Here is a 23,888-nt window from a genome sequence, read left to right on the forward strand (position 1 = left end):
GGAAGTGAAGACATGAGCTCTTCTTCTGTCAAAGAGAAATTTCAAGTATCCCCTTATTTTGTGTTTTTTCTCATCAATGCCAATCAAGTCGGTGTCAGCATTTTAAACTTTCAAACAAACCTTGTTCGTTCTATCAATAATGATGGATGGATCGCTATTTTGATTTCTGGCATGAGCGTCAATGTGATGATCTTTCTCATGTACTTGATGTTTAAAAAGGCACCTTCGGATGAATTTGGTGATATCACGCAATATGTATTTGGCAAATGGATTGGGCAATTATTCAACATTCTTTATATCTTATATTTTGCTTCTTTGTCGCTGACCGTTCTTATCCATTACATGGATGTGATCCATGTATGGCTGTTTAAAGAAATCCCTGGTCTTTTGTTTGCATCTGTACTGCTGCTGCTTGTGTATTACATTCATACTGGCGGCTTTAGAACCATTGCTGGCTGGGCATTTTTTAGCATTGTACTGACGTATTGGATGACGTTTATTTGTTTTTATGCCATGAAATATAGTCACATTCGTTTCATGTTCCCAATGTTTGATCATACATTTTCGCAAATGCTTGTGGGAGTCAAAGATGCATCCTTATCCATGTTTGGTTTTGGCACGCTGCTTGTCTATTATCCCTTTATTAAACAAGCTCAGACATCTCAAAAATTTGCTCACATGGGGGCATTATTTACGACATGCTTAAACTTGCTCACTTTTCTCGTCTCTATTGCGTATTACTCAAGTGCTCAGCTCAAATTAACAAAATGGCCGACACTAACGTTAACAAGTATTGTGAAGCTTCCGTTTATCCAGCGCTTTGAATTTATTGAAGTGTCTCTTTGGCTGCTTCTGATCATTCCTAATATCACGATTCCATTATGGGCAGCGAGCCGAATGGCAAAAAAAATGCTTCATACGAGCCAGCGCGTCACGTTCATCGGGCTCAGCATCCTCATTCTGATCATGTTTTCGTTTTTTGCCAGTGCAACTTCTTTTGAAACCTTTAATCAATGGGTGGAATTTAGTGGATTCATTCTGATCTATGGATTGATTGTCTGTATGGTCATTGGACTGATGCTGAAAAAAAGGAGGGGGAAAAAACGAGCATGAAACGTTATATACTTACGGGCCTCATGTTGTGTAGTCTTTTGTTAACCAGCTGTGCAGAGCCCCGCCTTTTAGATGAATTAAATATCTCCCAGGCGGCGGGATTTGATTTAATAGAAGACGGAGAAATGAAAGGCTTCTTTGTCTTCCCTGTCTTTAAAAGTCAAGAACAAGGAAGTTATCAAATATTAAGTGCAAGGTCAAACACCATTAGCAATATTCAATTTCTTGTATCAGAAAAATCGCCTTTTCCAGTCGTCATGGGCCAGGTACTCGTTATTTTAGTCAGTGAAAAGTTAGCAAAAGAAGTCGGCATGATTGATTTAATGAATTACATTTACCGTGATCCTATTATTGGTTCACGCCAAGTGTTTGCGATTGTAGGCGGAGAAGTGGAAGATTTATTATACACAAAAATGAATCAAACGAACTTAAATATAGGTGTATATCTCTCTGATCTGCTCGCCCAAAATATGCGAAATGGCAATGAACCTGTCACCAATCAGCATATTTTTATGAATCAGATGCTGGCAAAAGGGGTCGATGCATACCTCCCTTACATCAAGAAAACAAACAGTGGCATCAAGATCACAGGAGTCGCTCTGTTTGATCATGAAAAAATGGTCAGTCATATACCTGGAAAAGACACGTTCACATTTAAAGCGATGATTGAAAATCATAAAAATGGCATCTATGAGTTTCAATTGGCAGATCAAGCAAAGACACATGTCGTCATTGAAAATATCAAATCTCATGTGTCTTACCGAATCAAACCAACGAAAAACCTAACAAAGAAGCCTCATATCATGATTGATATCAAGCTGAAAGGTGAATTAAAAGAATTCATGAAGTCCAAAAAAATTGATAAACCTTCTATATTGAACCATGTTGAAAAAGAAGTAGAAAAACGTGTCGCTCAGCAAGGACAAGACCTTGTTCAATCCTTTAAAAAGCAAAACATAGACCCTCTTGGGCTGGGCCTTAGGTATAGATCAAAAGACAAAGCAGTGACACCAGAAAAATGGAAGAACATTTATCCTGATGCAGATGTACAAGTTAAATGCCACATGAAAATTGTTCAAACGGGAGTCAGCCAATAAAAAGGCTTATTCAAATATGTCTTGCTTGTTCTCCAAGATTTTGCACACTTTCATTTTCACTCGTGGAACATGATCTTTTTGATAATATTCATTTAAAAACTTTTCTACTTCATTTTTATCAGTTTTAAGGATTTTAGGTGAATATTGTTCCACTAGAGCAGGTCTATTCCCTTTTGCACAGGTTGCCATTGTATCTAGTGCAATTAAGCTGAAAGGTCTTCCTTTGTTTAGCCAAGATTTCATTCTCTCCCAGGTTGGGTAGCTGACGGCTGCCAGACTTCCCCACTGATCGTGAAAATGGGTGCAATTTGACTCCATCCAATCCAATATTTTATTAGAACGGAAACGGTGCAGGCAAATAAAAGCCTCTAACGGCAATTCTTTTTCACTGACAGATTTCAATTTCTCTAGAATACGTTGTAATCCCTCATCTACTGGCAAACTGCTGGCGGCTGCCCACGAAAGCGGATAAAGAAATTCTTCATCAGCTTGATCCAAAAGTTCCCTCACCCACCCAGCAGCAGAGGTACCTAACACATCAGCCGTAATTTCTAACATGCGCGATTTCACTTCGACATGATGCGTTTGATCAAACCTACTTTGAACAGCATCCAAGATTCTTTGCTGATCGTGCTGTTTCAAAGCATCGATGACATCATCCTCAAGAAACCATCTAGTGATTGAAAAGTCTAATAAAGACACCAACCAAATCACACCTAACGGCTTGTAATGTTGGTGCTTTTTCACTTTTGGTGATGACAACATCCTCCTCTAATTGGAAAGCCTGTCCGTCCTCTCCATAAAAATCATCGTGCAGTAAAAATTGTTTAGGAGAATGGAGAACAGCTAGGTTATACCCTTCAATAGGCCGTAATGAATAGGTGAGTAGTCTTTCGTGGCATTGACGGCATAATTCATAAGGCTGTTTCGGTTCATCAGACGCTTCTAAAATGTCCATTTCGTTTTTTTTGACAGGCTTCACATAAAGTAGTTGTTCCCAAAATTCCACTTCCTTTTCCTGCAAATGAATGATCTTTCTGCTTTTATCATTCGAGAAAGCATAAGGTGAAATAGAGATTAATCTTTCTATCACCCGCGGCCATTGATCCATGTTGATTCAATTGAAAAGATATTCTAATCTTCATCCTTTACATCGGGGTCTTCCGGAATCGGTTCATTTAAGATCTCTTGGACGAGCTCTTTATATTGTTCGAGCTGCTTTAAATGCGTTTGAAACTGCCCTTGATAAATAAGATAAGATTCCCCGTCAAATACGTAACGGATCTTTTTTTGCTGGATCAATTTTTCAATATACGCTTCTGATACTTCCAAGTATTCAGCTGTTTCTGCGATTGTTAAATACATGCTTGTGCACCACCCGTTCGTTTCATCTATCAAATTATATCATGATCTGCTGAAAAAACGGATGCAGCCTATTCTCTTTTCTGATGGCCATTCTTCATATAGCAAGTAGATCGTCTAGATGCCGGCAAATATGGTATGATAAAATCTGCTAGATGAGAGCTTGCCAACATAGACTTGGTGAAAAAGCCCGGTTCAGTGGTGTCTTTATGAGCCGCAAGCCATGCTGGCATATATAGAAAGCATACTCATGAGAAAAGCAAAACAAGCATAGGCTCTTATAAGGATGCTTGAAGAAAATTCGTATTTAAAGGCAGAGTGAAATGAATGGGAACCTTTTTTAATGAAATTTTAACCTGGCTGACAAGCCTTGGTTATGTAGGTGTAGCACTAGGGCTGATGATTGAAATCATTCCGAGTGAAATTGTACTTGCCTATGGCGGATATATGGTGTCAACAGGCACAATCGGTTTTGTTGGAGCTGTTATTGCCGGCGTCATCGGTGGTACGCTCGCCCAGTGTTTTATTTACTGGATCGGTCTGTACGGCGGAAGACCTTTTTTAACAAAGTATGGAAAGTATTTATTCATCCATGAACATCATATCGCGACTGCAGAGCGCTGGTTTGACCGGTATGGAACCGGTGTAGTGTTTACCGCGCGCTTTATCCCTGTTGTGCGCCATGCCATCTCGATTCCAGCAGGTATTGCCAAGATGCCTTTTTTAAAATTTGTTTTCTTGACAGGATTAGCTGCCATCCCTTGGTCTATTTTATTTATCTATCTTGGCATGCAGCTTGGGACAAAATGGGATCATATTCAAAGTGTTGCTCATACTTATACAACCCCTATTATGGTCATTGCTATTGTCCTGATTGTTCTCTATTTTGTACTCAAAAAAATTCGGACGAATCGAAAACGGACAATTTAACAAAAACGCCTTTCACTGATCTGGTGAAAGGCGTTTTTTTATGAGTGTGCTGATTGTTTTTTCATATATTGTGATAATTCTATAATCATTGCACCCATTCTCTCAAGTGAAGGGGCAAGAATTCGGTCTATTCCTTCTTCTTTTAAAGCTTCAGCAGTGACTTTTCCAACAGCTACTGCCAGAACGTCCTGCTCGAATAATGCTTGCAATTCTTCTTTTCTGCCCCATTCTGCGGCCAGTTTGAAAAAGGCGTGAACCTGGACAGCGGTTGTAAAACAGACAGCATGAACTTGTCCATCTTTCATTTCTTGCAGAAGCGTTTCAGCAGCCTCTGGTTCAGGTGGTGTGTGCTGATATGGTAAAAGCGGCAAAACATCTGCCCCCTTGTCATGTAAAAACTGAATGAGAGCTGGTGCATTTTCACCATGAAGCTGAACCATTACACGTTTGCCTTGAAACTCCTTGTCTTCAAGTTTTGAAATTAAGTCACGAACCGTACCGTCTTCATCAGAGACCTCCGGGTGAATCCCGCGTTTTTTCAGCGCAGCAAAGGTTTTGTACCCTCTTGAAGCAATATGGGCATTTGATAGAATGTTCATAAATTCATTACCAAGCTGCAGCTCTTCTGCACTCTCAATTAATGTATCTGTACCGATGCCTGTTGTTAAGATGACCCAGTCTGCCCCTTGTTTCACAAAGGTCTCTATGCCTGGCTTTAATTCTTCTTTTGCTAAAAATACGGTTCCTTGAAGAGAGCGAATAACGGCTTGTCCTCCTTGTTTTTCGACAAGTGTACGCATTTCTTCTGTTTTTCTCGTTCCACAAATGGCAATCGTTTTCCCAGATAAGCCTTTACTCATATTATCCCTCTTTTTCTATCACATTTGATATGTATTAAATATAGATTTATTTGGAAGACGATGCAAGTGTCTACTAAAAAAGAGCTTGACGTTTCTATCGAATTCGAGTATCTTTTGTAAGTGCAAATTGTAGGAGGTCATTATGGAAAAACAGAATGTTCAAGCAATTCGATTATCAATTGCAGACCCAACACCACTTGGTTTGTTTGGTTTAGCAATGGTGACGCTCGTTGCGTCCTCACAAAAACTAGGAATCACAGATGGCACTTCCCTTATTTTACCTTGGGCTATCTTCCTTGGAGGAATCGCGCAGCTGATCGCGTCCATACAAGATTCAAAGCATCATAATATTTTTGGAGCCACTGCTTTTGGCGCATTCGGTCTTTTCTGGATGGGCGTTGGAACGACTTGGCTCATTCAAGCCGGCGTTTTTGGGAAAACGCTTGCGGGAGCAGCAGATCCAAAACAGCTAGGCTTTGCGTTTATTGGTTATTTGATTTTCAGCTTGTTTATGACGATTGGTGCAATGGAAACACATAAAGTGTTATTTTTGATTTTCGTCTTTATTGATTTCTTATTCATTGGTCTTTCCCTTAGCACGTTTGGTGTGATGTACGATGTGACTCATACCATGGCAGGTATTGCAGAATTGATCATTTCCCTGCTTTCATTTTATGGTTCTGCAGCTGTTGTGCTAAATACACATTTTGGCCGTATTGTTCTGCCAATTGGACAACCATTTCGCATTTTTACAAAAGCATAAATAAAAAAGAACTGCGCTGTGCAGTTCTTTTTTATTTATTTTTCTTGCGCCTCTTGAAAGATCTCTCCGATGATTTCATACGAACGCATTCTTTCCTGATGGTCAAACATATCCGAATTAATCATCACTTCATCTGCTTGAGTAGCTTCAATAAAGGCTTCTAATTCTGTTTTCACCTTTTCTTTATCCCCTATGATAGTCGAGCTTAATTGTTCATCCACCATCGCCTTTTCATATGGACTCCAAAGACCGTCCATGCTGTCGACAGGCGCTTTCAGTTTTCCTGGTGTGTTGCGAATGAGACTTAAAAACCGCTGATAATGAGAGGTTGCCAAATATTCAGCACGCTCAGTTTGATCTGCAGCAAAAACCGTCACACCAACCATGGCATAAGGCTCTTTTAACACATCAGAAGGTCTAAATGACTGTCTGTACAATTCTAACGCGGGAATTGTATTTTTAGGTGAGAAATGTGCTGCAAAGGCAAATGGCAGTCCAAGTTCTCCTGCAAGTCTGGCGCTAAAACCACTTGAACCAAGGAGCCAAATTGGAATGTCCAGGCCTTCTCCTGGAACAGCTCTTACATGTTTTTTAACCTGACCGGTCGGCTTGAAATATTGCATCAGTTCTTCAAGCTGCTCAGGGAAATCTTCTCCGTTATGAAGATTACGTCTAAGCGCTCTTGTTGTTAACTGATCCGTCCCTGGTGCTCGGCCAAGACCTAAATCAATTCTCCCCGGATACAATGTCTCAAGTGTGCCAAATTGTTCGGCTATGACAAGTGAAGAGTGATTTGGCAGCATAATCCCACCAGATCCTACTCGAATTTTTTCTGTTCCTCCCGCAATATATCCAATTAAAACGGACGTTGCAGAGCTCGCAACCCCTTCCATGTTATGGTGTTCTGCCAGCCAGTATCTATGATAGCCCCACTTCTCCGCCTTTTTTGCTAAATCCATGCTACGATCAAAAGATTCTTTAATGGTGCCTCCTTCTGTCACAGAGGATAAATTTAAAACGGAATAGGCTTTGCCCTGTAAAACTGATTGACTCATAAATGATGTCCCCATTTCTGTCAAATATCATACTATTTTATACTTTCAACACCATAACATAAATTCATGAAAGATTTAAATAATTTGATTCGATGATTTTCGAAATGATGATTTTTTAGGTTTTACTTCCAATTTAAAAATTTGCACATAGAATGAAATATCAATTCTAGGAGATGGGCAATTTGTACAATCAATTCGAACACAAATGTCCCTTTTGCGGTAAATACCATGAACAGCCTCATTACAAAAGATCACGTCATGACCGTCCTCGAAAAAGAGACTGTCCATTCATTAAACAAGAATATATAAAACAAAATATATCTCAAGGGGATCACCCCTGCCAAATTGCAAAAGGAATAAAGCAATTAAAACCAAATCAAAGAGCTGGACCAAGAGGCCCGGCAGGCCCAGCAGGTCCCCCCGGACCAACCGGACCTACTGGACCAGCTGGCGGGTTAACCGGCGCTATTCCTTTTAATCCCTCACAATCACAAGATTACGATGCAGGGCAAGTGGTCACGTTTGATGGCAGTACTTACATTGCCAATGTAGACGCTCCATCAGGAATACCTGGACTCTCCCCCGACTATACCCTTTTGGCTGCTTCTGGAGAAACTGGGCCTACGGGTCCTACTGGGATCGGATTAAGTGGTGTTGAATCCTATGATCCTGTAACGGCACCAACATATTCAGTAGGGCAAGTGGTCACTTATGGTGGGGGTACTTATCTTGTGAATTCTTCACCACCTTCAGGTACGCCAGATACGTCGCCAGATTACACACTTTTAGCAGCACCAGGTGAAACTGGACCTGCAGGTGCTACGGGTATTACTGGTTCTACTGGTTCTACCGGTGCTACAGGTAGCACTGGAGATACTGGTCCTACTGGCGTCACAGGTATCACTGGAGATACCGGGCCTACTGGCGCTACGGGTGTCACTGGAGATACCGGGCCTACTGGCGCTACGGGTAGCACTGGAGATACTGGTTCTACTGGTGCTACGGGTATTACCGGAGCCACTGGTCCTACCGGGGCAACTGGTGTTACTGGACCAACGGGGCCTACCGGTGCTACAGGTAGCACTGGAGTTACCGGACCTACCGGTGCTACGGGTGTCACTGGAGATACTGGTTCTACTGGCGCAACGGGCAGCACCGGAGATACTGGGCCTACTGGCGTAACGGGTAGCACTGGAGATACTGGTTCTACTGGCGCAACGGGCAGCACCGGAGATACTGGGCCTACTGGCGTAACGGGTAGCACTGGAGATACTGGTTCTACTGGCGCAACGGGCAGCACCGGAGCTACTGGGCCTACTGGCGTAACGGGTAGCACTGGAGATACTGGACCTACTGGCGTAACGGGTAGCACTGGAGATACTGGGCCTACTGGCGTAACGGGTAGCACTGGAGATACCGGGCCTACTGGCGCAACTGGTATCACTGGAGATACTGGTTCTACTGGCGCAACGGGCAGCACTGGAGTTACTGGTTCTACTGGTGCTACGGGTATTACCGGGGCAACTGGTATTACTGGTCCTACCGGTGCTACAGGTAGCACTGGAGTTACCGGACCTACCGGTGCTACGGGTGTCACTGGAGATACCGGACCTACCGGGGCAACGGGCAGCACCGGAGATACTGGGCCTACTGGCGTAACGGGTAGCACTGGAGTTACCGGACCTACCGGTGCTACGGGTGTCACTGGAGATACTGGTTCTACTGGCGCAACGGGCAGCACCGGAGCTACTGGTCCTACTGGCGCAACGGGCAGCACCGGAGCTACTGGACCTACTGGCGTAACGGGTAGCACTGGAGTTACTGGTTCTACTGGTGCTACGGGTAGCACCGGAGCCACTGGTCCTACCGGGGCAACTGGTATTACTGGACCAACGGGTCCTACCGGCGCTACGGGTGTCACTGGAGATATCGGTCCTACTGGCGCTACGGGTGTCACTGGAGATACTGGTCCTACTGGCGTCACAGGTAGCACTGGAGATACCGGACCTACCGGGACGACGGGTGTCACTGGAAATACCGGACCTACCGGGGCAACTGGTATTACTGGACCAACGGGTCCTACCGGCGCTACGGGTGTCACTGGAGATACCGGTCCTACTGGCGTCACAGGTAGCACTGGAGATACCGGTCCTACTGGCGCTACGGGTATCACCGGAGCCACTGGCTCTACCGGGGCAACGGGTGTCACTGGAGATACTGGACCTACTGGCGCTACGGGTGTCACTGGAGATACCGGTCCTACTGGCGCTACGGGTATTACCGGAGCCACTGGTCCTACCGGCGCTACGGGTATTACTGGTCCTACCGGTGCTACAGGTAGCACTGGAGTTACTGGCTCTACCGGGGCAACGGGCATCACCGGAGATACTGGTTCTACTGGCGCAACGGGTATCACTGGACCAACAGGTCCTACTGGTGTAACTGGTACCACTGGAGATACCGGTCCTACCGGTGCTACGGGTGTCACTGGAGATACCGGTTCTACTGGCGCAACGGGCATCACTGGAGATACTGGTTCTACTGGCGCTACAGGTATCACTGGACCAACAGGTCCTACCGGTGCGACGGGTATCACTGGAGATACTGGTTCTACTGGCATCACTGGATCTACCGGTTCTACTGGCGCAACGGGCATCACTGGAGATACTGGTCCTACTGGCGTAACGGGTATCACTGGAGATACCGGGCCTACTGGCGCAACGGGCATCACTGGAGATACTGGTCCTACTGGCGTAACGGGTATCACTGGAGATACCGGGCCTACTGGCGCAACGGGTATCACTGGACCAACAGGTCCTACTGGTGTAACTGGTACCACTGGAGATACCGGCCCTACCGGTGCGACGGGTATCACTGGAGATACTGGTTCTACTGGCATCACTGGAGCTACTGGTCCTACTGGCGCAACTGGTATCACTGGAGCTACTGGTCCTACTGGCGCAACTGGTATCACTGGAGATACCGGACCTACCGGGACGACGGGTGTCACTGGAAATACCGGACCTACCGGGGCAACGGGCATCACTGGAGCTACTGGTCCTACTGGCGCTACGGGTATCACTGGACCAACAGGTCCTACTGGCGTAACGGGTATCACTGGACCAACAGGTCCTACTGGTGTAACTGGTACCACTGGAGATACCGGACCTACCGGTGCGACGGGTGTCACTGGAGATACCGGTTCTACTGGCGCTACAGGTATCACTGGACCAACAGGTCCTACTGGCGCTACGGGTATCACCGGAGCCACTGGCTCTACCGGGGCAACGGGTGTCACTGGAGATACTGGACCTACTGGCGCTACGGGTGTCACTGGAGATACCGGTCCTACTGGCGCTACGGGTATCACCGGAGCCACTGGCTCTACCGGGGCAACGGGTGTCACTGGAGATACTGGACCTACTGGCGCTACGGGTGTCACTGGAGATACCGGGCCTACTGGCGCTACGGGTATTACCGGAGCCACTGGTCCTACCGGTGCTACAGGTAGCACTGGAGTTACTGGCTCTACCGGGGCAACGGGCATCACCGGAGATACTGGTCCTACTGGCGCTACGGGTATCACTGGACCAACAGGTCCTACCGGTGCGACGGGTATCACTGGAGATACTGGTCCTACTGGCGTAACTGGTATCACTGGAGATACCGGTTCTACTGGCGCAACGGGTATCACTGGACCAACAGGTCCTACTGGTGTAACTGGTACCACTGGAGATACCGGTTCTACTGGCGCAACGGGTATCACTGGACCAACAGGTCCTACTGGTGTAACTGGTACCACTGGAGATACCGGTTCTACTGGCGCTACAGGTATCACTGGAGATACTGGTTCTACTGGCGCTACAGGTATCACTGGATCAACAGGTCCTACCGGCGCAACTGGTATCACTGGAGATACCGGACCTACCGGTGCGACGGGTGTCACTGGAGATACCGGTTCTACTGGCGCTACGGGCATCACTGGAGATACCGGACCTACCGGTGCGACGGGTGTCACTGGAGCTACTGGTCCTACTGGCGTAACGGGTATCACTGGAGATACCGGGCCTACCGGTGCTACAGGTATCACTGGACCAACAGGTCCTACCGGTGCTACTGGTAGTACTGGACCAACAGGTCCTACTGGTGTAACTGGTACCACTGGAGATACCGGACCTACCGGTGCGACGGGTGTCACTGGAGCTACCGGTTCTACTGGCGCAACGGGTATCACTGGAGATACTGGTCCTACTGGCGTAACGGGTATCACTGGAGATACCGGGCCTACCGGTGCTACAGGTATCACTGGACCAACAGGTCCTACCGGTGCTACTGGTAGTACTGGACCAACAGGTCCTACTGGTGTAACTGGTACCACTGGAGATACCGGACCTACCGGGACGACGGGTGTCACTGGAAATACCGGACCTACCGGGGCAACGGGTGTCACTGGAGATACCGGTCCTACTGGCGCTACGGGTGTCACTGGAGATACCGGTCCTACTGGCGCTACGGGTATTACCGGAGCCACTGGTCCTACCGGCGCTACGGGTATTACTGGTCCTACTGGTCCTACCGGTGCTACAGGTAGCACTGGAGTTACTGGCTCTACCGGGGCAACGGGTGTCACTGGAGTTACTGGTCCTACTGGCGCAACGGGTATCACCGGAGCTACTGGTTCTACTGGCGCTACGGGTATCACTGGAGCCACTGGCTCTACCGGGGCAACGGGTGTCACTGGAGATACCGGTCCTACTGGCGCTACGGGTATCACCGGAGCCACTGGCTCTACCGGGGCAACGGGTGTCACTGGAGATACTGGACCTACTGGCGCTACGGGTGTCACTGGAGATACCGGTCCTACTGGCGCTACGGGTATCACCGGAGCCACTGGCTCTACCGGGGCAACGGGTGTCACTGGAGATACTGGACCTACTGGCGCTACGGGTGTCACTGGAGATACCGGTCCTACTGGCGCTACGGGTATTACCGGAGCCACTGGTCCTACCGGGGCTACAGGTAGCACTGGAGTTACTGGCTCTACCGGGGCAACGGGCATCAGCGGAGATACTGGTCCTACTGGCGCTACGGGTATCACTGGACCAACAGGTCCTACTGGCGTAACGGGTATCACTGGACCAACAGGTCCTACCGGTGCGACGGGTATCACTGGAGATACTGGTCCTACTGGCGTAACTGGTATCACTGGAGATACCGGTTCTACTGGCGCAACGGGTATCACTGGACCAACAGGTCCTACTGGTGTAACTGGTACCACTGGAGATACCGGTTCTACTGGCGCAACGGGTATCACTGGACCAACAGGTCCTACTGGTGTAACTGGTACCACTGGAGATACCGGTTCTACTGGCGCTACAGGTATCACTGGACCAACAGGTCCTACCGGTGCGACGGGTATCACTGGATCAACAGGTCCTACCGGCGCAACTGGTATCACTGGAGATACCGGACCTACCGGTGCGACGGGTGTCACTGGAGATACCGGTTCTACTGGCGCAACGGGCATCACTGGAGATACTGGTCCTACTGGCGTAACGGGTAACACTGGACCAACAGGTCCTACCGGTGCGACGGGTGTCACTGGAGCTACTGGTCCTACTGGCGTAACGGGTATCACTGGAGATACCGGGCCTACCGGTGCTACAGGTATCACTGGACCAACAGGTCCTACCGGTGCGACGGGTATCACTGGAGATACTGGTTCTACTGGCATCACTGGAGCTACTGGTCCTACTGGCGTAACGGGTATCACTGGAGATACCGGGCCTACTGGCGCAACTGGTATCACTGGAGATACTGGTTCTACTGGCGCTACAGGTATCACTGGATCAACAGGTCCTACCGGCGCAACTGGTATCACTGGAGATACCGGACCTACCGGTGCGACGGGTGTCACTGGAGATACCGGTTCTACTGGCGCAACGGGCATCACTGGAGATACTGGTCCTACTGGCGCAACAGGTATCACCGGATCAACTGGAGATACCGGCGCTACAGGCATTACAGGTGCAACGGGCATCACCGGACCAACAGGTCCTACTGGCGCTACAGGTATCACTGGATCAACAGGTCCTACCGGCGCAACTGGTATCACTGGAGATACCGGACCTACCGGTGCGACGGGTGTCACTGGAGATACCGGTTCTACTGGCGCAACGGGCATCACTGGAGATACCGGACCTACCGGTGCGACGGGTGTCACTGGAGCTACTGGTCCTACTGGCGTAACGGGTAACACTGGAGATACCGGGCCTACCGGTGCTACAGGTATCACTGGACCAACAGGTCCTACCGGTGCTACTGGTAGTACTGGACCAACAGGTCCTACTGGTGTAACTGGTACCACTGGAGATACCGGACCTACCGGTGCGACGGGTGTCACTGGAGATACCGGTTCTACTGGCGCAACGGGTATCACTGGAGATACTGGTCCTACTGGCGTAACGGGTATCACTGGAGATACCGGGCCTACCGGTGCTACAGGTATCACTGGACCAACAGGTCCTACCGGTGCTACTGGTAGTACTGGACCAACAGGTCCTACTGGTGTAACTGGTACCACTGGAGATACCGGACCTACCGGGACGACGGGTGTCACTGGAAATACCGGACCTACCGGGGCAACGGGTGTCACTGGAGATACTGGACCTACTGGCGCTACGGGTGTCACTGGAGATACCGGTCCTACTGGCGCTACGGGTATTACCGGAGCAACTGGTCCTACCGGCGCTACGGGTATTACTGGTCCTACTGGTCCTACCGGTGCTACAGGTAGCACTGGAGTTACTGGCTCTACCGGGGCAACGGGTGTCACTGGAGTTACTGGTCCTACTGGCGCAACGGGTATCACCGGAGATACTGGTTCTACTGGCGCTACGGGTATCACTGGAGCCACTGGCTCTACCGGGGCAACGGGTGTCACTGGAGATACTGGACCTACTGGCGCTACGGGTGTCACTGGAGATACCGGTCCTACTGGCGCTACGGGTATCACCGGAGCCACTGGCTCTACCGGGGCAACGGGTGTCACTGGAGATACTGGACCTACTGGCGCTACGGGTGTCACTGGAGATACCGGTCCTACTGGCGCTACGGGTATTACCGGAGCCACTGGTCCTACCGGTGCTACAGGTAGCACTGGAGTTACTGGCTCTACCGGGGCAACGGGCATCACCGGAGATACTGGTTCTACTGGCGCTACGGGTATCACTGGAGATACCGGTCCTACTGGCGCTACGGGTATCACTGGACCAACAGGTCCTACTGGCGTAACGGGTAACACTGGAGATACCGGTTCTACTGGCGCTACGGGTATCACTGGACCAACAGGTCCTACTGGTGTAACTGGTACCACTGGAGATACCGGTCCTACCGGTGCGACGGGTGTCACTGGATCTACCGGTTCTACTGGCGCTACAGGTATCACTGGACCAACAGGTCCTACCGGTGCGACGGGTATCACTGGAGATACTGGTTCTACTGGCATCACTGGAGATACCGGTCCTACTGGCGCTACAGGTATCACTGGAGATACTGGTCCTACTGGCGTAACGGGTAGCACTGGAGATACCGGTTCTACTGGCGCTACGGGTGTCACTGGAGCTACTGGTCCTACTGGCGTAACGGGTATCACTGGAGATACCGGGCCTACCGGTGCTACAGGTAACACTGGACCAACAGGTCCTACCGGTGCGACGGGTATCACTGGAGATACTGGTTCTACTGGCATCACTGGAGCCACTGGTCCTACCGGCGCTACGGGTATTACTGGTCCTACCGGTGCTACAGGTAGCACTGGAGTTACTGGCTCTACCGGGGCAACGGGTGTCACTGGAGTTACTGGTCCTACTGGCGCAACGGGTATCACCGGAGCTACTGGTTCTACTGGCGCTACGGGTAGCACTGGAGATACCGGTCCTACTGGCGCAACGGGTATCACTGGACCAACAGGTCCTACTGGCGTAACGGGTATCACTGGAGATACTGGTCCTACTGGCGCTACAGGTATCACTGGAGATACTGGTTCTACTGGCGCTACAGGTATCACTGGATCAACAGGTCCTACCGGCGCCACGGGTACCACTGGAGATACCGGACCTACCGGTGCGACGGGTGTCACTGGAGCTACCGGTTCTACTGGCGCAACGGGTATCACTGGAGATACTGGTTCTACTGGCGCTACAGGTATCACTGGATCAACAGGTCCTACCGGCGCCACGGGTACCACTGGAGATACCGGACCTACCGGTGCGACGGGTGTCACTGGAGCTACCGGTTCTACTGGCGCTACGGGTATCACTGGAGCTACTGGTCCTACTGGCGTAACGGGTATCACTGGAGATACCGGGCCTACCGGTGCTACAGGTATCACTGGACCAACAGGTCCTACCGGTGCTACTGGTAGTACTGGACCAACAAGTCCTACTGGTGTAACTGGTACCACTGGAGATACCGGACCTACCGGTGCGACGGGTGTCACTGGAGCTACCGGTTCTACTGGCGCAACGGGTATCACTGGAGCTACTGGTCCTACTGGCGCAACAGGTATCACTGGAGCTACTGGTTCTACTGGCGCTACAGGTATCACTGGATCAACAGGTCCTACTGGCGCAACGGGCATCACTGGAGCTACTGGTCCTACTGGCGTCACAGGTAACACTGGAGCTACTGGTCCTACCGGCGCAACTGGTATTACTGGACCAACGGGTCCTACCGGCGCTACGGGTATCACCGGAGCTACTGGAGCTACCGGCGCCACAGGTATTACTGGAGTTACTGGACCTACTGGCGCAACGGGTATCACTGGACCAACAGGTCCTACTGGTGTAACTGGTACCACTGGAGATACCGGACCTACCGGTGCGACGGGCATCACTGGAGCTACTGGTTCTACTGGCGCTACAGGTATCACTGGATCAACAGGTCCTACTGGCGCAACGGGCATCACTGGAGCTACTGGTTCTACTGGCGCTACAGGTATCACTGGATCAACAGGTCCTACTGGCGCAACGGGCATCACTGGAGCTACTGGGCCTACCGGTGCCACAGGTATCACCGGAGCCACTGGACCTACCGGCGTCACGGGTATCACCGGAGCTACTGGAGCTACCGGCTCCACAGGCATTACAGGTGCAACTGGTCCTACTGGCGTCACAGGTGTTACTGGTGTCACTGGGGCAACTGGAACAGGTGGTTTTACAGATACTGCACTTTATGCTGCTAATAGTTCTGGACCTACAATTGTTACTGTAGCCGGTGGAACGAATATTCCTCTGCCAAACTTTCAAAACATTACTGGTTTTACGGCAAACGGCACAAGTACTGTTTTTACCGTTCTGCAAACTGGTAAATATTACATTACGTATCAAGTCAACACCACTACAGCTCTTTTGATTAGTACACGTTTGCTTTTAAATGGAGCAACTACTATTTCTGGTTCTGTTCAATCACCTGTTATCTCAACTTCATTTATCAACAACACTATTATTGCTAGTTTAACAGCTGGAAGCACCATTTCACTGCAGTTTTTTGGGGCAGTTGTCACAGCTATTTTAGTTGGCGGGGGCGGTGCTGCAGGAGCAGCCTTGACCATTATACGGCTAAGCTAAACGAAAAAAGAAAGGCTTTTTCAGCCTTTCTTTTTTATGTCTTCTATTACATTTATACACTGTTCAATATCATCAGATTGCAAAAGGTGAAAAACAGATTGGATGATTGAAAACTCTAAATTCCACCATTCTAATAACTGCAGTTTTTCGATTATTTCGGATGAAAATCGATATTTCATGAGCTGCTGGGGATTTCCTGCGGCTATTGCATATGGAGGCACATCTTTTGTGATCACACTATTTGCTCCTATCACAGCCCCGTTGCCTATACATACTCCGGACATAATCGTCGCACCATATCCAATCCATACGTCATGTCCAATATGAACATCCCCCTTCGATTTTGGGTGTCCTTTAATATGTGCAGCTTCTTTGAAAATTTGATTAAATGGATACGTTGTGACCCAATCTGTACGGTGTTCCCCGCCTAGAAAAATTTTCACTTCGTTTGCGATGGAACAAAACTTCCCAATATGTAATGTCGTTCCTTCCCCCCATGTCAGCACTTGGAAATCTGGTCCGGCATAAGAAAAGTCACCGATATTGTACGAGCTTAGTTCACTTCTTTGATTTAAAAACATAGAAGATCTGACCTCCTTAAAAGTGATAGATCTTCGTATGTATATGCTGCTTTACGCCTTCACATTATGATTGAACAAGCGATACAATTTGTTTTTTCTTCCATACGAGCTGATAGTAGCTGTATTGGAGAAGTAAGTTTACAAAGAACGCAGCAGGGTAGCCAATCCATATTCCCTTAATGCCGAGAGATGTATAATGGGATAGAACATAAGCGACTGGTACTTCTACAAGCCAAATGGAACAAATACTAAAGATCGTCGGCCAAAGAACTGTCCCGCTTGCTCTCATTGTAGCTGCAACAATTTGGGCCGTTCCAAAAATGAGATAGCTCCATAGTGTAATGACGACCAAACTATAGGCAATGTCTATCGTCTTAGGATCTGTTAAAAAGATAGATAAAATCTGCGGTGCAAAAATATAAACGAAAATAATGATACATCCGCCTATGGCGAAGTTAAGTCCTAACCCAATTTTAATGACATCTTTCAGTCGATTCATATTCCCTGCACCAATGAATTGTGCTGCAAAGATTGAGACCGCAATGCCAAGACTCACTGCCGGCATCTGCACATAACTCACGACTTGATTGACAACACCATAGGCAGCTGTCGCCTGTGATCCATAATCGTTGACGAAAGAAATAACGGCAATTTCTGATAAAGAAATAAGGATCATATTAATGCTTGATGGGATACTGAGCTTTAATAACGTTTTTAATAGATCCCCTTTCATCAATAAATGCTTTCTCACCGATGCATCAATACGAAGTGGATGTTTTGTCTTATATAAGTAGATATGTAGAATGATAAACGTCACAATTGTTGAAATCACTGAAGCATACGCAGCGCCATATAAGCCGAACGCCGGTAGTCCCAGCCAGCCAAATAATAAAATGGGCAGCATCAGAATATTCGTTGCCGTACTAATCATTAAGAAATAAAAAGGTGTTTTCGAATCCCCTGTTCCCCGCAAGAATGTTGTATAAACAAAATAAAGAAATAAGATCGGCATTGAGATGAATAAAATTCTGGCGTAAGCCGCACTTTCCTCCACGATATTAGCAGGTGTTCCCATGAGGTTTAAGATGTCTGTTGCGAAAAAACCTCCAATGATCGCTAAAGATACGCCAATCAAAAAAGTGAATGAAAGCGTTGTGCCAATGATTTCTTTTAATTTCTGTTCATTTTTTGCTCCATACGCCTGTCCAATAAGGATCGAGCTTCCCGATCCAATTCCAATGGAAAAAGAAACGAGCAAAAAGAAAAGCGGAAAGAATGCAGAAATGGCAGCTACTGCATCCTCTCCAATCCATCTTCCGACAAGAACAATGGACACTAACTGTCCGATCGATTGCAAAATATTGCTTAGCAAAAGCGGGATGAGAAAAATGGACATGGTTTTTACTAAAGATTGATTGTTATCTAACGTCATGATGGTTCTCCTTCTCTCTCTAAATCTAAAGATTCTCAGCTAATATGCTGACAATACGGTCTTCTATCTCTTTCCCTTTTTCCTCATCAACAAGGTGATTTAACAAGATGGAAAAAGCGAGCGTTTTTCCGCCCTGCGTGTCAATATATCCAGATAGTGTGCTGACCGTTGTTAACGACCCTGTTTTTGCACGAACTTTTTCTAGTGTAGCTGATTCTTTCAATCTGTTCCTTAACGTGCCCCCCACCATTCGTTCACTCGCCCCTGCTAAAGGGAGCGCATGTTCATAGGTTTTAAACCATTTTTCCTTTTGAATGTTTGTCAAAAATAAAGTGAACTGGTTAGCAGAGACAAGGTTAATAGGTGATATCCCCGATCCGTCACGCAAAACTGCAAGCGAAGGATCGATGCCAAACGCAGGAAGCCGTTCATTCATGACGTCCAGCCCAGCTTCAAAGCTCCCTTTGCTCTTCACTTTTTTGCCTAGTTCCTTTAGCAAAATTTCTGCATGTGTATTGTTGCTTAATTTCATCATAGGAACGAGCAGCTCTGATAATGGCATCGATGTATGGGAGGCGATTTTTTTGGCTTTTTTAGGAACTTGTTTTGCTTTCAGTGGTCCTTTTACTTGAATGCCTTCCGTCTTTAACGCTCGTTTCAATAAGTCTAAAGCATAGGCGGCCGGATCCCATAAAGCTACCCATTGTTTAGATGAGCTTGCTTTAACCGGAATGGTCCCAGTTAACGTAATCTTGTTGGTTCCGTGAGAACGCTTAAAAGAGATTTTCTTTTTTCCGCCTTCAGGAACTGTTTTCACTTGATTGATGACTTGAGCGACATCCGTCTTCGGGATCATCTCATATGCGGCTTTCTGTCCTGCTTTTTTTCCTGGTTTTACTTCGAGAATTACGGTCCCTGCATCATAATCTTGATTCGGTGAAGCCGTGAGAGCAGAAATTTGTGCCCCGTAATATTGATCCTCATCACTCCAAGGCAGGTCAATGGAGTATCTCGTGTCATCAAACCAAGTGTCATCTGCCGCAAGCTGTCCGCGAATGGTATGTATTCCGGCCCTTTTGACTTGTTTGGCAAGTGCTGCAAAATCCTCCTCTAATAAAGTCGGATCACCGGTGCCGCGAATATACAGGCTGCCATGTAACGTTTTCTTTTGAATGGAACCATCCATCCAGATGTCTGTAGGGAATGTGTGTGTTTCTCCAAGTATATCAAGTGCGATGGCTGATGTGAGCAGTTTCATATTAGAAGCAGGAGTAAGACGAATATCGGCTTGATGTTCATAAAGAAGAGAGTTGTCAGAAGTATCGCGGACGCTGATGCCAGAGATCGCGCCCTCTAAATCAGGTGCTGTTCGTATGAGTTCGTCTAAAGCGGTCATCCAAGCCAGTGAATCGTCACGAGCTGTGAGCTGTTCATCTTTCGCTGAAAAAGGAAGAAATAAAATCGACAGGATACATATTTGTAAAAACATGAGCTGTGAAAAACGCTTCACGTAGTCCCTCCTTATTGTAGCCGCCAAATTTAGAAGAATATGTTCATTATACACAAAAGAACGTTTGTTCTCAAAGGTTTTTAAACAGAAAAGTCAGCTTTCTTTGACGAAAACTGACAAGCCCTTTACCTGTTTTCTGGATTCCAACCATCGGCTCCGCCAAGAACTGCTTGAACCGTGATCTGACTTGCTTCGTTATTGGTTAAAATAGTTGACCATTTTACGCGGTTTGCTGGACTGCTCCCTGCTCCTGTCGATCCAAATTCTTTATACCTGGCCGTTCTTTCGTTGTCACGGTTATCCCAGTTATGCCATCCCTCTGCTTTTATATGGTCATCCATTTTTGTATGGAGGAATGTCACAGCCGAATAAGGTCTCCACGGACGTCCTAAATAAACCGATTGCGCAGCTGCCGTTCCCTTTTTCAACGTAGAATCTATGAATACGTAGCCGTACCTTTGTGCTTCTGTTGTGGATGCTGCAGTAATATACCCATTTCCAAGGCTTTTTATTTCAGCTCTTTTAAACACAGCCGTGGCTGATCCAAAAATAAAATCGACCGTGCCCTCGATATAGCAGTTTTCATAATATTGCCGCCCTGTGCCTGTTGCATAAAGTGTATCTTGATAGCCTAACACACGTATTTGTTTGAACACAGCCCGGTCGCCAGACACATACAGCGCCACCGCCTGACCAGCATGTCTGCCAGCTGTATTTTGGAAGGTAATATTTTCTGCATAAAAATCGTTTGCACGAATCATTGTGCTTGAGCTATTGGTTGTACTCCCAGTGCTTGCATTTGTGTCATCATACGTAAGGATCGTCTTGTGCTGGTTTTCACCGATAAAAGATACGTGTGGTTTATTTTGAGGAAGCAAAATTTTTTCTCTATATACGCCATTTTTAATATAGATCGTTGCCCGCTGTTGATTGTTTGCTGGAATCGCATCAATGGCAGACTGAACGGTGCGGTATGCCCCGCTTCCCTTTTGATCAACGACAAGGACGCGGTTATGCCCTGCTTCTGCTGCTTGAAGTGAAACTGGGTCAAAAAGAAATAGAGACAAGACCATGATAATCCATACGTTTCTATATTTCATCACATATCTCCTCCTCATTTTGTGAACGTTTTCATCAAACATTCTTTTTGATCCTATTCCATACACGCGCAAAAAAACACCCACGTTTTTATGTTGTGGATGTTTTTTTAGATTTTTCATATTGCATTGCATAAATTCCTTCATTTTCAATCCATTCACAAAAGAGAACGTCTCGATAAGAGGAAATATGCTGCTTTTTTAATTGATCACTCAGCCAGGATTCATCAAAGCCAGCTTCTTGTAAATCATCTTTTAAAATTTCGCCGTCAATAATAAACGTTCTAGGCAATTTGACTTCTTTTCCCTTCACGTTCACATCTTCTGCTGTGGCTGGTGCGTATTTCATTTTTGGAAGAACACTGACAGATCCGTCAGTTTCCAGTATGGCATATTCAATTTCATTCAGGGCAAAATGGCCTTTTGCGCGAACCAGTGTCTGCAGCTGATTGATATCAAGCATATTCCTCTTCAACCGGTTGTAGTGAATCTTCCCCTTATCAATCACAAGCGTAGGTCTTCCTTCTAAAAACGCACGAATGGACTTAAAGCGCTGTGAAAGCCATTCAACTGTATAAATGAGAACGCCCCATACCGCAACAGCAAATAAAATGTGCTGAATCTTGACTTCTGGGTCAAAAATGGCGTTTCCGACCATTTCGCCTAAAATAAGTGCAGAAATGAAATCAAACGGTGTGATTTGTGCAAATTGTGTTTTTCCTAATAATTTTGTAATTAAAAATAAAGCAAAAAATCCGATGAAGAGTTCAGTCAAAATATTAACGAACGGCACAAAAGTTCCTTCCTTTCTTACTGCATTTATAACAGCATATACATGAAAGGAAGGATCTAAACGTGTTCGTCATTTCCATCAATGCATCCATTCTTCATCCCTATCTCCAATACATAAAAAGCCATGACCACACTTCGGTCATGGCTTTTCTTTATATTGTAACACCCTTTGTTTGACCTATTTTGGCAGAACCGAACTCCCCATTAAATAACGGTCTACCTCGTGCGCCACTTGTCTGCCTTCATTAATTGCCCAGACAATCAAGCTTTGCCCGCGTCTTGCATCTCCCGCTGCAAATACGCCTTCTACATTTGTTGTATATTCCCCATACTTTGCGTCAATGCGATTGTTTTTGCTGTCCACGCCAAAGTGTTTCACAAGCGGCTGTTCAGTTCCCTCAAAACCAATTGCAATAAAGACGAGCTGAGCAGGCCATACCTTCTCTGTCCCTGGAATCTCATGAAATTCAAACTTCCCTTGTTCGTTTTTCACCTTTTCCATTTGAATGGTATGAAGCTCTTTTAATTTCCCATTTTTATCTGCCACAATTTTTGTGGTTTGAATTGAATATTGACGCGGATCTTCTCCGAATTTTGCTTGTGCTTCTTCATAAGCATAATCCAGTGAGAAGACATAAGGCTGTTCTGGCCACATGTTATCCCCTACACGTGTATCTGGAAGCTTTGGATGCTTCCCGAATTGAACAACACTTTTTGCTTTTTGGCGAAGTGCAGTTGCGACGCAGTCAGCGCCTGTATCTCCTCCGCCAATCACAATCACGTCTTTTCCTTTTGCATCAATGAAGTTTTTGTCTTTGAATCCTGAATCAAGCATGCTTTTCGTTGCGAGTGTTAAATAATCCATTGCAAGGTGAATCCCTTTTGCTTCCCTGCCTTCAATTAACAGGTCACGCTGCTTTTGTGCACCTGTACAAAGGATAACCGCATCAAACTGCTCTTTCAGTTCGTCGGCAGTGATATCCACGCCGATTTCTGTGTTTGTCACAAAGTCAATGCCTTCTTGTCTTAGCAGTTTGACTCTTCGCTCGACCACTTCTTTGTCGAGCTTCATATTTGGAATCCCGTAAGTCAGCAGTCCGCCAAGGCGGTCAGAACGCTCGAACACTGTAACAGCGTGTCCTGCTTGGTTTAATTGATCAGCACTTGCAAGTCCTGCTGGTCCTGAGCCGACAATGGCAATTTTCTTCCCTGTACGGCTTGAAGGGATTCTTGGCGTGATCCATCCATTTTCAAAACCTTTATCAATGATCGTGCGTTCGATATTTTTAATCGAAACAGCTGGATCATTAATAGCGACTGTACATGAACCTTCACAAGGCGCAGGACATACTCTCCCAGTAAACTCAGGGAAATTATTTGTTTTTTGCAGTCTTTCGAGCGCTTCTTTCCATCTTCCGCGATAGACCAGGTCATTCCACTCTGGAATTAAATTGTAGATCGGGCAGCCAGACACGCCGCCCCTGATCTCCATACCAATTTGACAAAACGGTGTTCCGCAATCCATACATCTAGCGCCCTGTTTCTTCAATACGTCATCTGTATAAGGAGCTGAATATTCTTTCCAGTCATTTTGACGAGTGAGAGGGTCACGTTCATTTGGCTTTTCTCTTTTATATTCCATAAAACCTGTTGCTTTGCCCATTGTC

General features: G+C 47.0%; 16 protein-coding genes. 5 read left to right on the forward strand and 11 right to left on the reverse strand.

The annotated features are described in order from the left end of the window. The first annotated feature begins 12 nt into the window (after positions 1 to 12). Together QR42_RS09140 and QR42_RS09145 are read left to right on the forward strand one after the other, a co-directional pair. On the forward strand, positions 13 to 1,113 hold the full coding sequence (locus QR42_RS09140) for a GerAB/ArcD/ProY family transporter (protein ID WP_039179156.1): 1,101 nt from the start codon (positions 13 to 15) through the stop codon (positions 1,111 to 1,113). After that, positions 1,110 to 2,210, forward strand: a complete 1,101-nt coding sequence (locus QR42_RS09145; protein WP_052196525.1) for a Ger(x)C family spore germination protein — start codon at positions 1,110 to 1,112, stop codon at positions 2,208 to 2,210. Before QR42_RS09140 ends, QR42_RS09145 begins: the two co-directional genes overlap by 4 nt. Positions 2,211 to 2,216: 6 nt before the next feature. On the opposite strand, the gene QR42_RS09150 is transcribed toward QR42_RS09145, so the two are convergent. From QR42_RS09150 to QR42_RS09155, 3 genes are read right to left on the reverse strand one after another with little or no spacing between them, the layout of a single operon-like run. After that, the gene (locus QR42_RS09150) at positions 2,217 to 2,912 is read right to left on the reverse strand and encodes a hypothetical protein (protein ID WP_235354804.1); all 696 of its coding nucleotides are present in this window, start codon (positions 2,910 to 2,912) and stop codon (positions 2,217 to 2,219) included. Next, positions 2,884 to 3,303, reverse strand: a complete 420-nt coding sequence (locus tag QR42_RS19610; RefSeq protein WP_235354805.1) for a hypothetical protein — start codon at positions 3,301 to 3,303, stop codon at positions 2,884 to 2,886. Before QR42_RS19610 ends, QR42_RS09150 begins: the two co-directional genes overlap by 29 nt. A 41-nt stretch (positions 3,304 to 3,344) precedes the next feature. Then, entirely contained in the window at positions 3,345 to 3,575 is a 231-nt protein-coding gene (locus tag QR42_RS09155; RefSeq protein WP_039179160.1) for an excisionase family DNA-binding protein, read from the reverse strand. Between the two features lie 324 nt (positions 3,576 to 3,899). On the opposite strand from QR42_RS09155, the gene QR42_RS09160 reads away from it, so the two are divergent. Further along, positions 3,900 to 4,502 (forward strand): undecaprenyl phosphate transporter UptA, encoded by a 603-nt coding sequence (locus QR42_RS09160; protein ID WP_039179163.1) that lies wholly within the window; start codon positions 3,900 to 3,902, stop codon positions 4,500 to 4,502. A gap of 38 nt (positions 4,503 to 4,540) precedes the next feature. Here QR42_RS09160 and QR42_RS09165 read toward each other — a convergent pair whose 3' ends face one another. Further along, positions 4,541 to 5,362, reverse strand: a complete 822-nt coding sequence (locus tag QR42_RS09165) for a uroporphyrinogen-III synthase (RefSeq protein ID WP_039179165.1) — start codon at positions 5,360 to 5,362, stop codon at positions 4,541 to 4,543. A 142-nt stretch (positions 5,363 to 5,504) separates the two neighbouring features. Here QR42_RS09165 and QR42_RS09170 point away from each other — a divergent pair, with 142 nt between their 5' ends. Beyond that, a complete protein-coding gene (locus QR42_RS09170) occupies positions 5,505 to 6,125 on the forward strand; it encodes an acetate uptake transporter (RefSeq protein WP_024425703.1) in 621 nt (206 codons plus the stop codon). A 35-nt stretch (positions 6,126 to 6,160) separates the two neighbouring features. Here the strand turns inward: QR42_RS09170 and QR42_RS09175 are convergent, their stop codons facing one another. Beyond that, a complete protein-coding gene (locus QR42_RS09175) occupies positions 6,161 to 7,180 on the reverse strand; it encodes an LLM class flavin-dependent oxidoreductase (protein ID WP_039179169.1) in 1,020 nt (339 codons plus the stop codon). Between the two features lie 173 nt (positions 7,181 to 7,353). On the opposite strand from QR42_RS09175, the gene QR42_RS19710 reads away from it, so the two are divergent. Then, complete coding sequence (locus QR42_RS19710) at positions 7,354 to 16,809, forward strand: S-layer family protein (protein ID WP_084096394.1); 9,456 nt, start codon at positions 7,354 to 7,356, stop codon at positions 16,807 to 16,809. Positions 16,810 to 16,829: 20 nt separating this feature from the next. On the opposite strand, the gene QR42_RS09215 is transcribed toward QR42_RS19710, so the two are convergent. The 6 genes from QR42_RS09215 to gltD form a co-directional block, all read right to left on the reverse strand. Further along, complete coding sequence (locus tag QR42_RS09215; protein ID WP_039179171.1) at positions 16,830 to 17,390, reverse strand: CatB-related O-acetyltransferase; 561 nt, start codon at positions 17,388 to 17,390, stop codon at positions 16,830 to 16,832. 64 nt (positions 17,391 to 17,454) lie between these two features. Beyond that, the gene (locus QR42_RS09220) at positions 17,455 to 18,822 is read right to left on the reverse strand and encodes an MATE family efflux transporter (protein WP_029705978.1); all 1,368 of its coding nucleotides are present in this window, start codon (positions 18,820 to 18,822) and stop codon (positions 17,455 to 17,457) included. Positions 18,823 to 18,847: 25 nt separating this feature from the next. Beyond that, positions 18,848 to 20,332 (reverse strand): D-alanyl-D-alanine carboxypeptidase/D-alanyl-D-alanine endopeptidase, encoded by a 1,485-nt coding sequence (gene dacB / locus QR42_RS09225; RefSeq protein ID WP_039179175.1) that lies wholly within the window; start codon positions 20,330 to 20,332, stop codon positions 18,848 to 18,850. Between the two features lie 125 nt (positions 20,333 to 20,457). Then, positions 20,458 to 21,432, reverse strand: coding sequence for a pectinesterase family protein (locus QR42_RS09230; RefSeq protein ID WP_039179178.1), 975 nt, complete (start codon positions 21,430 to 21,432; stop codon positions 20,458 to 20,460). Positions 21,433 to 21,520: 88 nt separating this feature from the next. After that, positions 21,521 to 22,222 (reverse strand): DUF421 domain-containing protein, encoded by a 702-nt coding sequence (locus QR42_RS09235; protein ID WP_039179181.1) that lies wholly within the window; start codon positions 22,220 to 22,222, stop codon positions 21,521 to 21,523. Between the two features lie 177 nt (positions 22,223 to 22,399). After that, positions 22,400 to 23,884, reverse strand: coding sequence for a glutamate synthase small subunit (gene gltD / locus QR42_RS09240; RefSeq protein ID WP_039179183.1), 1,485 nt, complete (start codon positions 23,882 to 23,884; stop codon positions 22,400 to 22,402). Positions 23,885 to 23,888: the final 4 nt, after the last annotated feature.

The sequence above is a fragment of the Bacillus sp. WP8 genome (assembly GCF_000800825.1).
Classification (GTDB): Bacteria; Bacillota; Bacilli; order Bacillales; family Bacillaceae; genus Bacillus; species Bacillus safensis.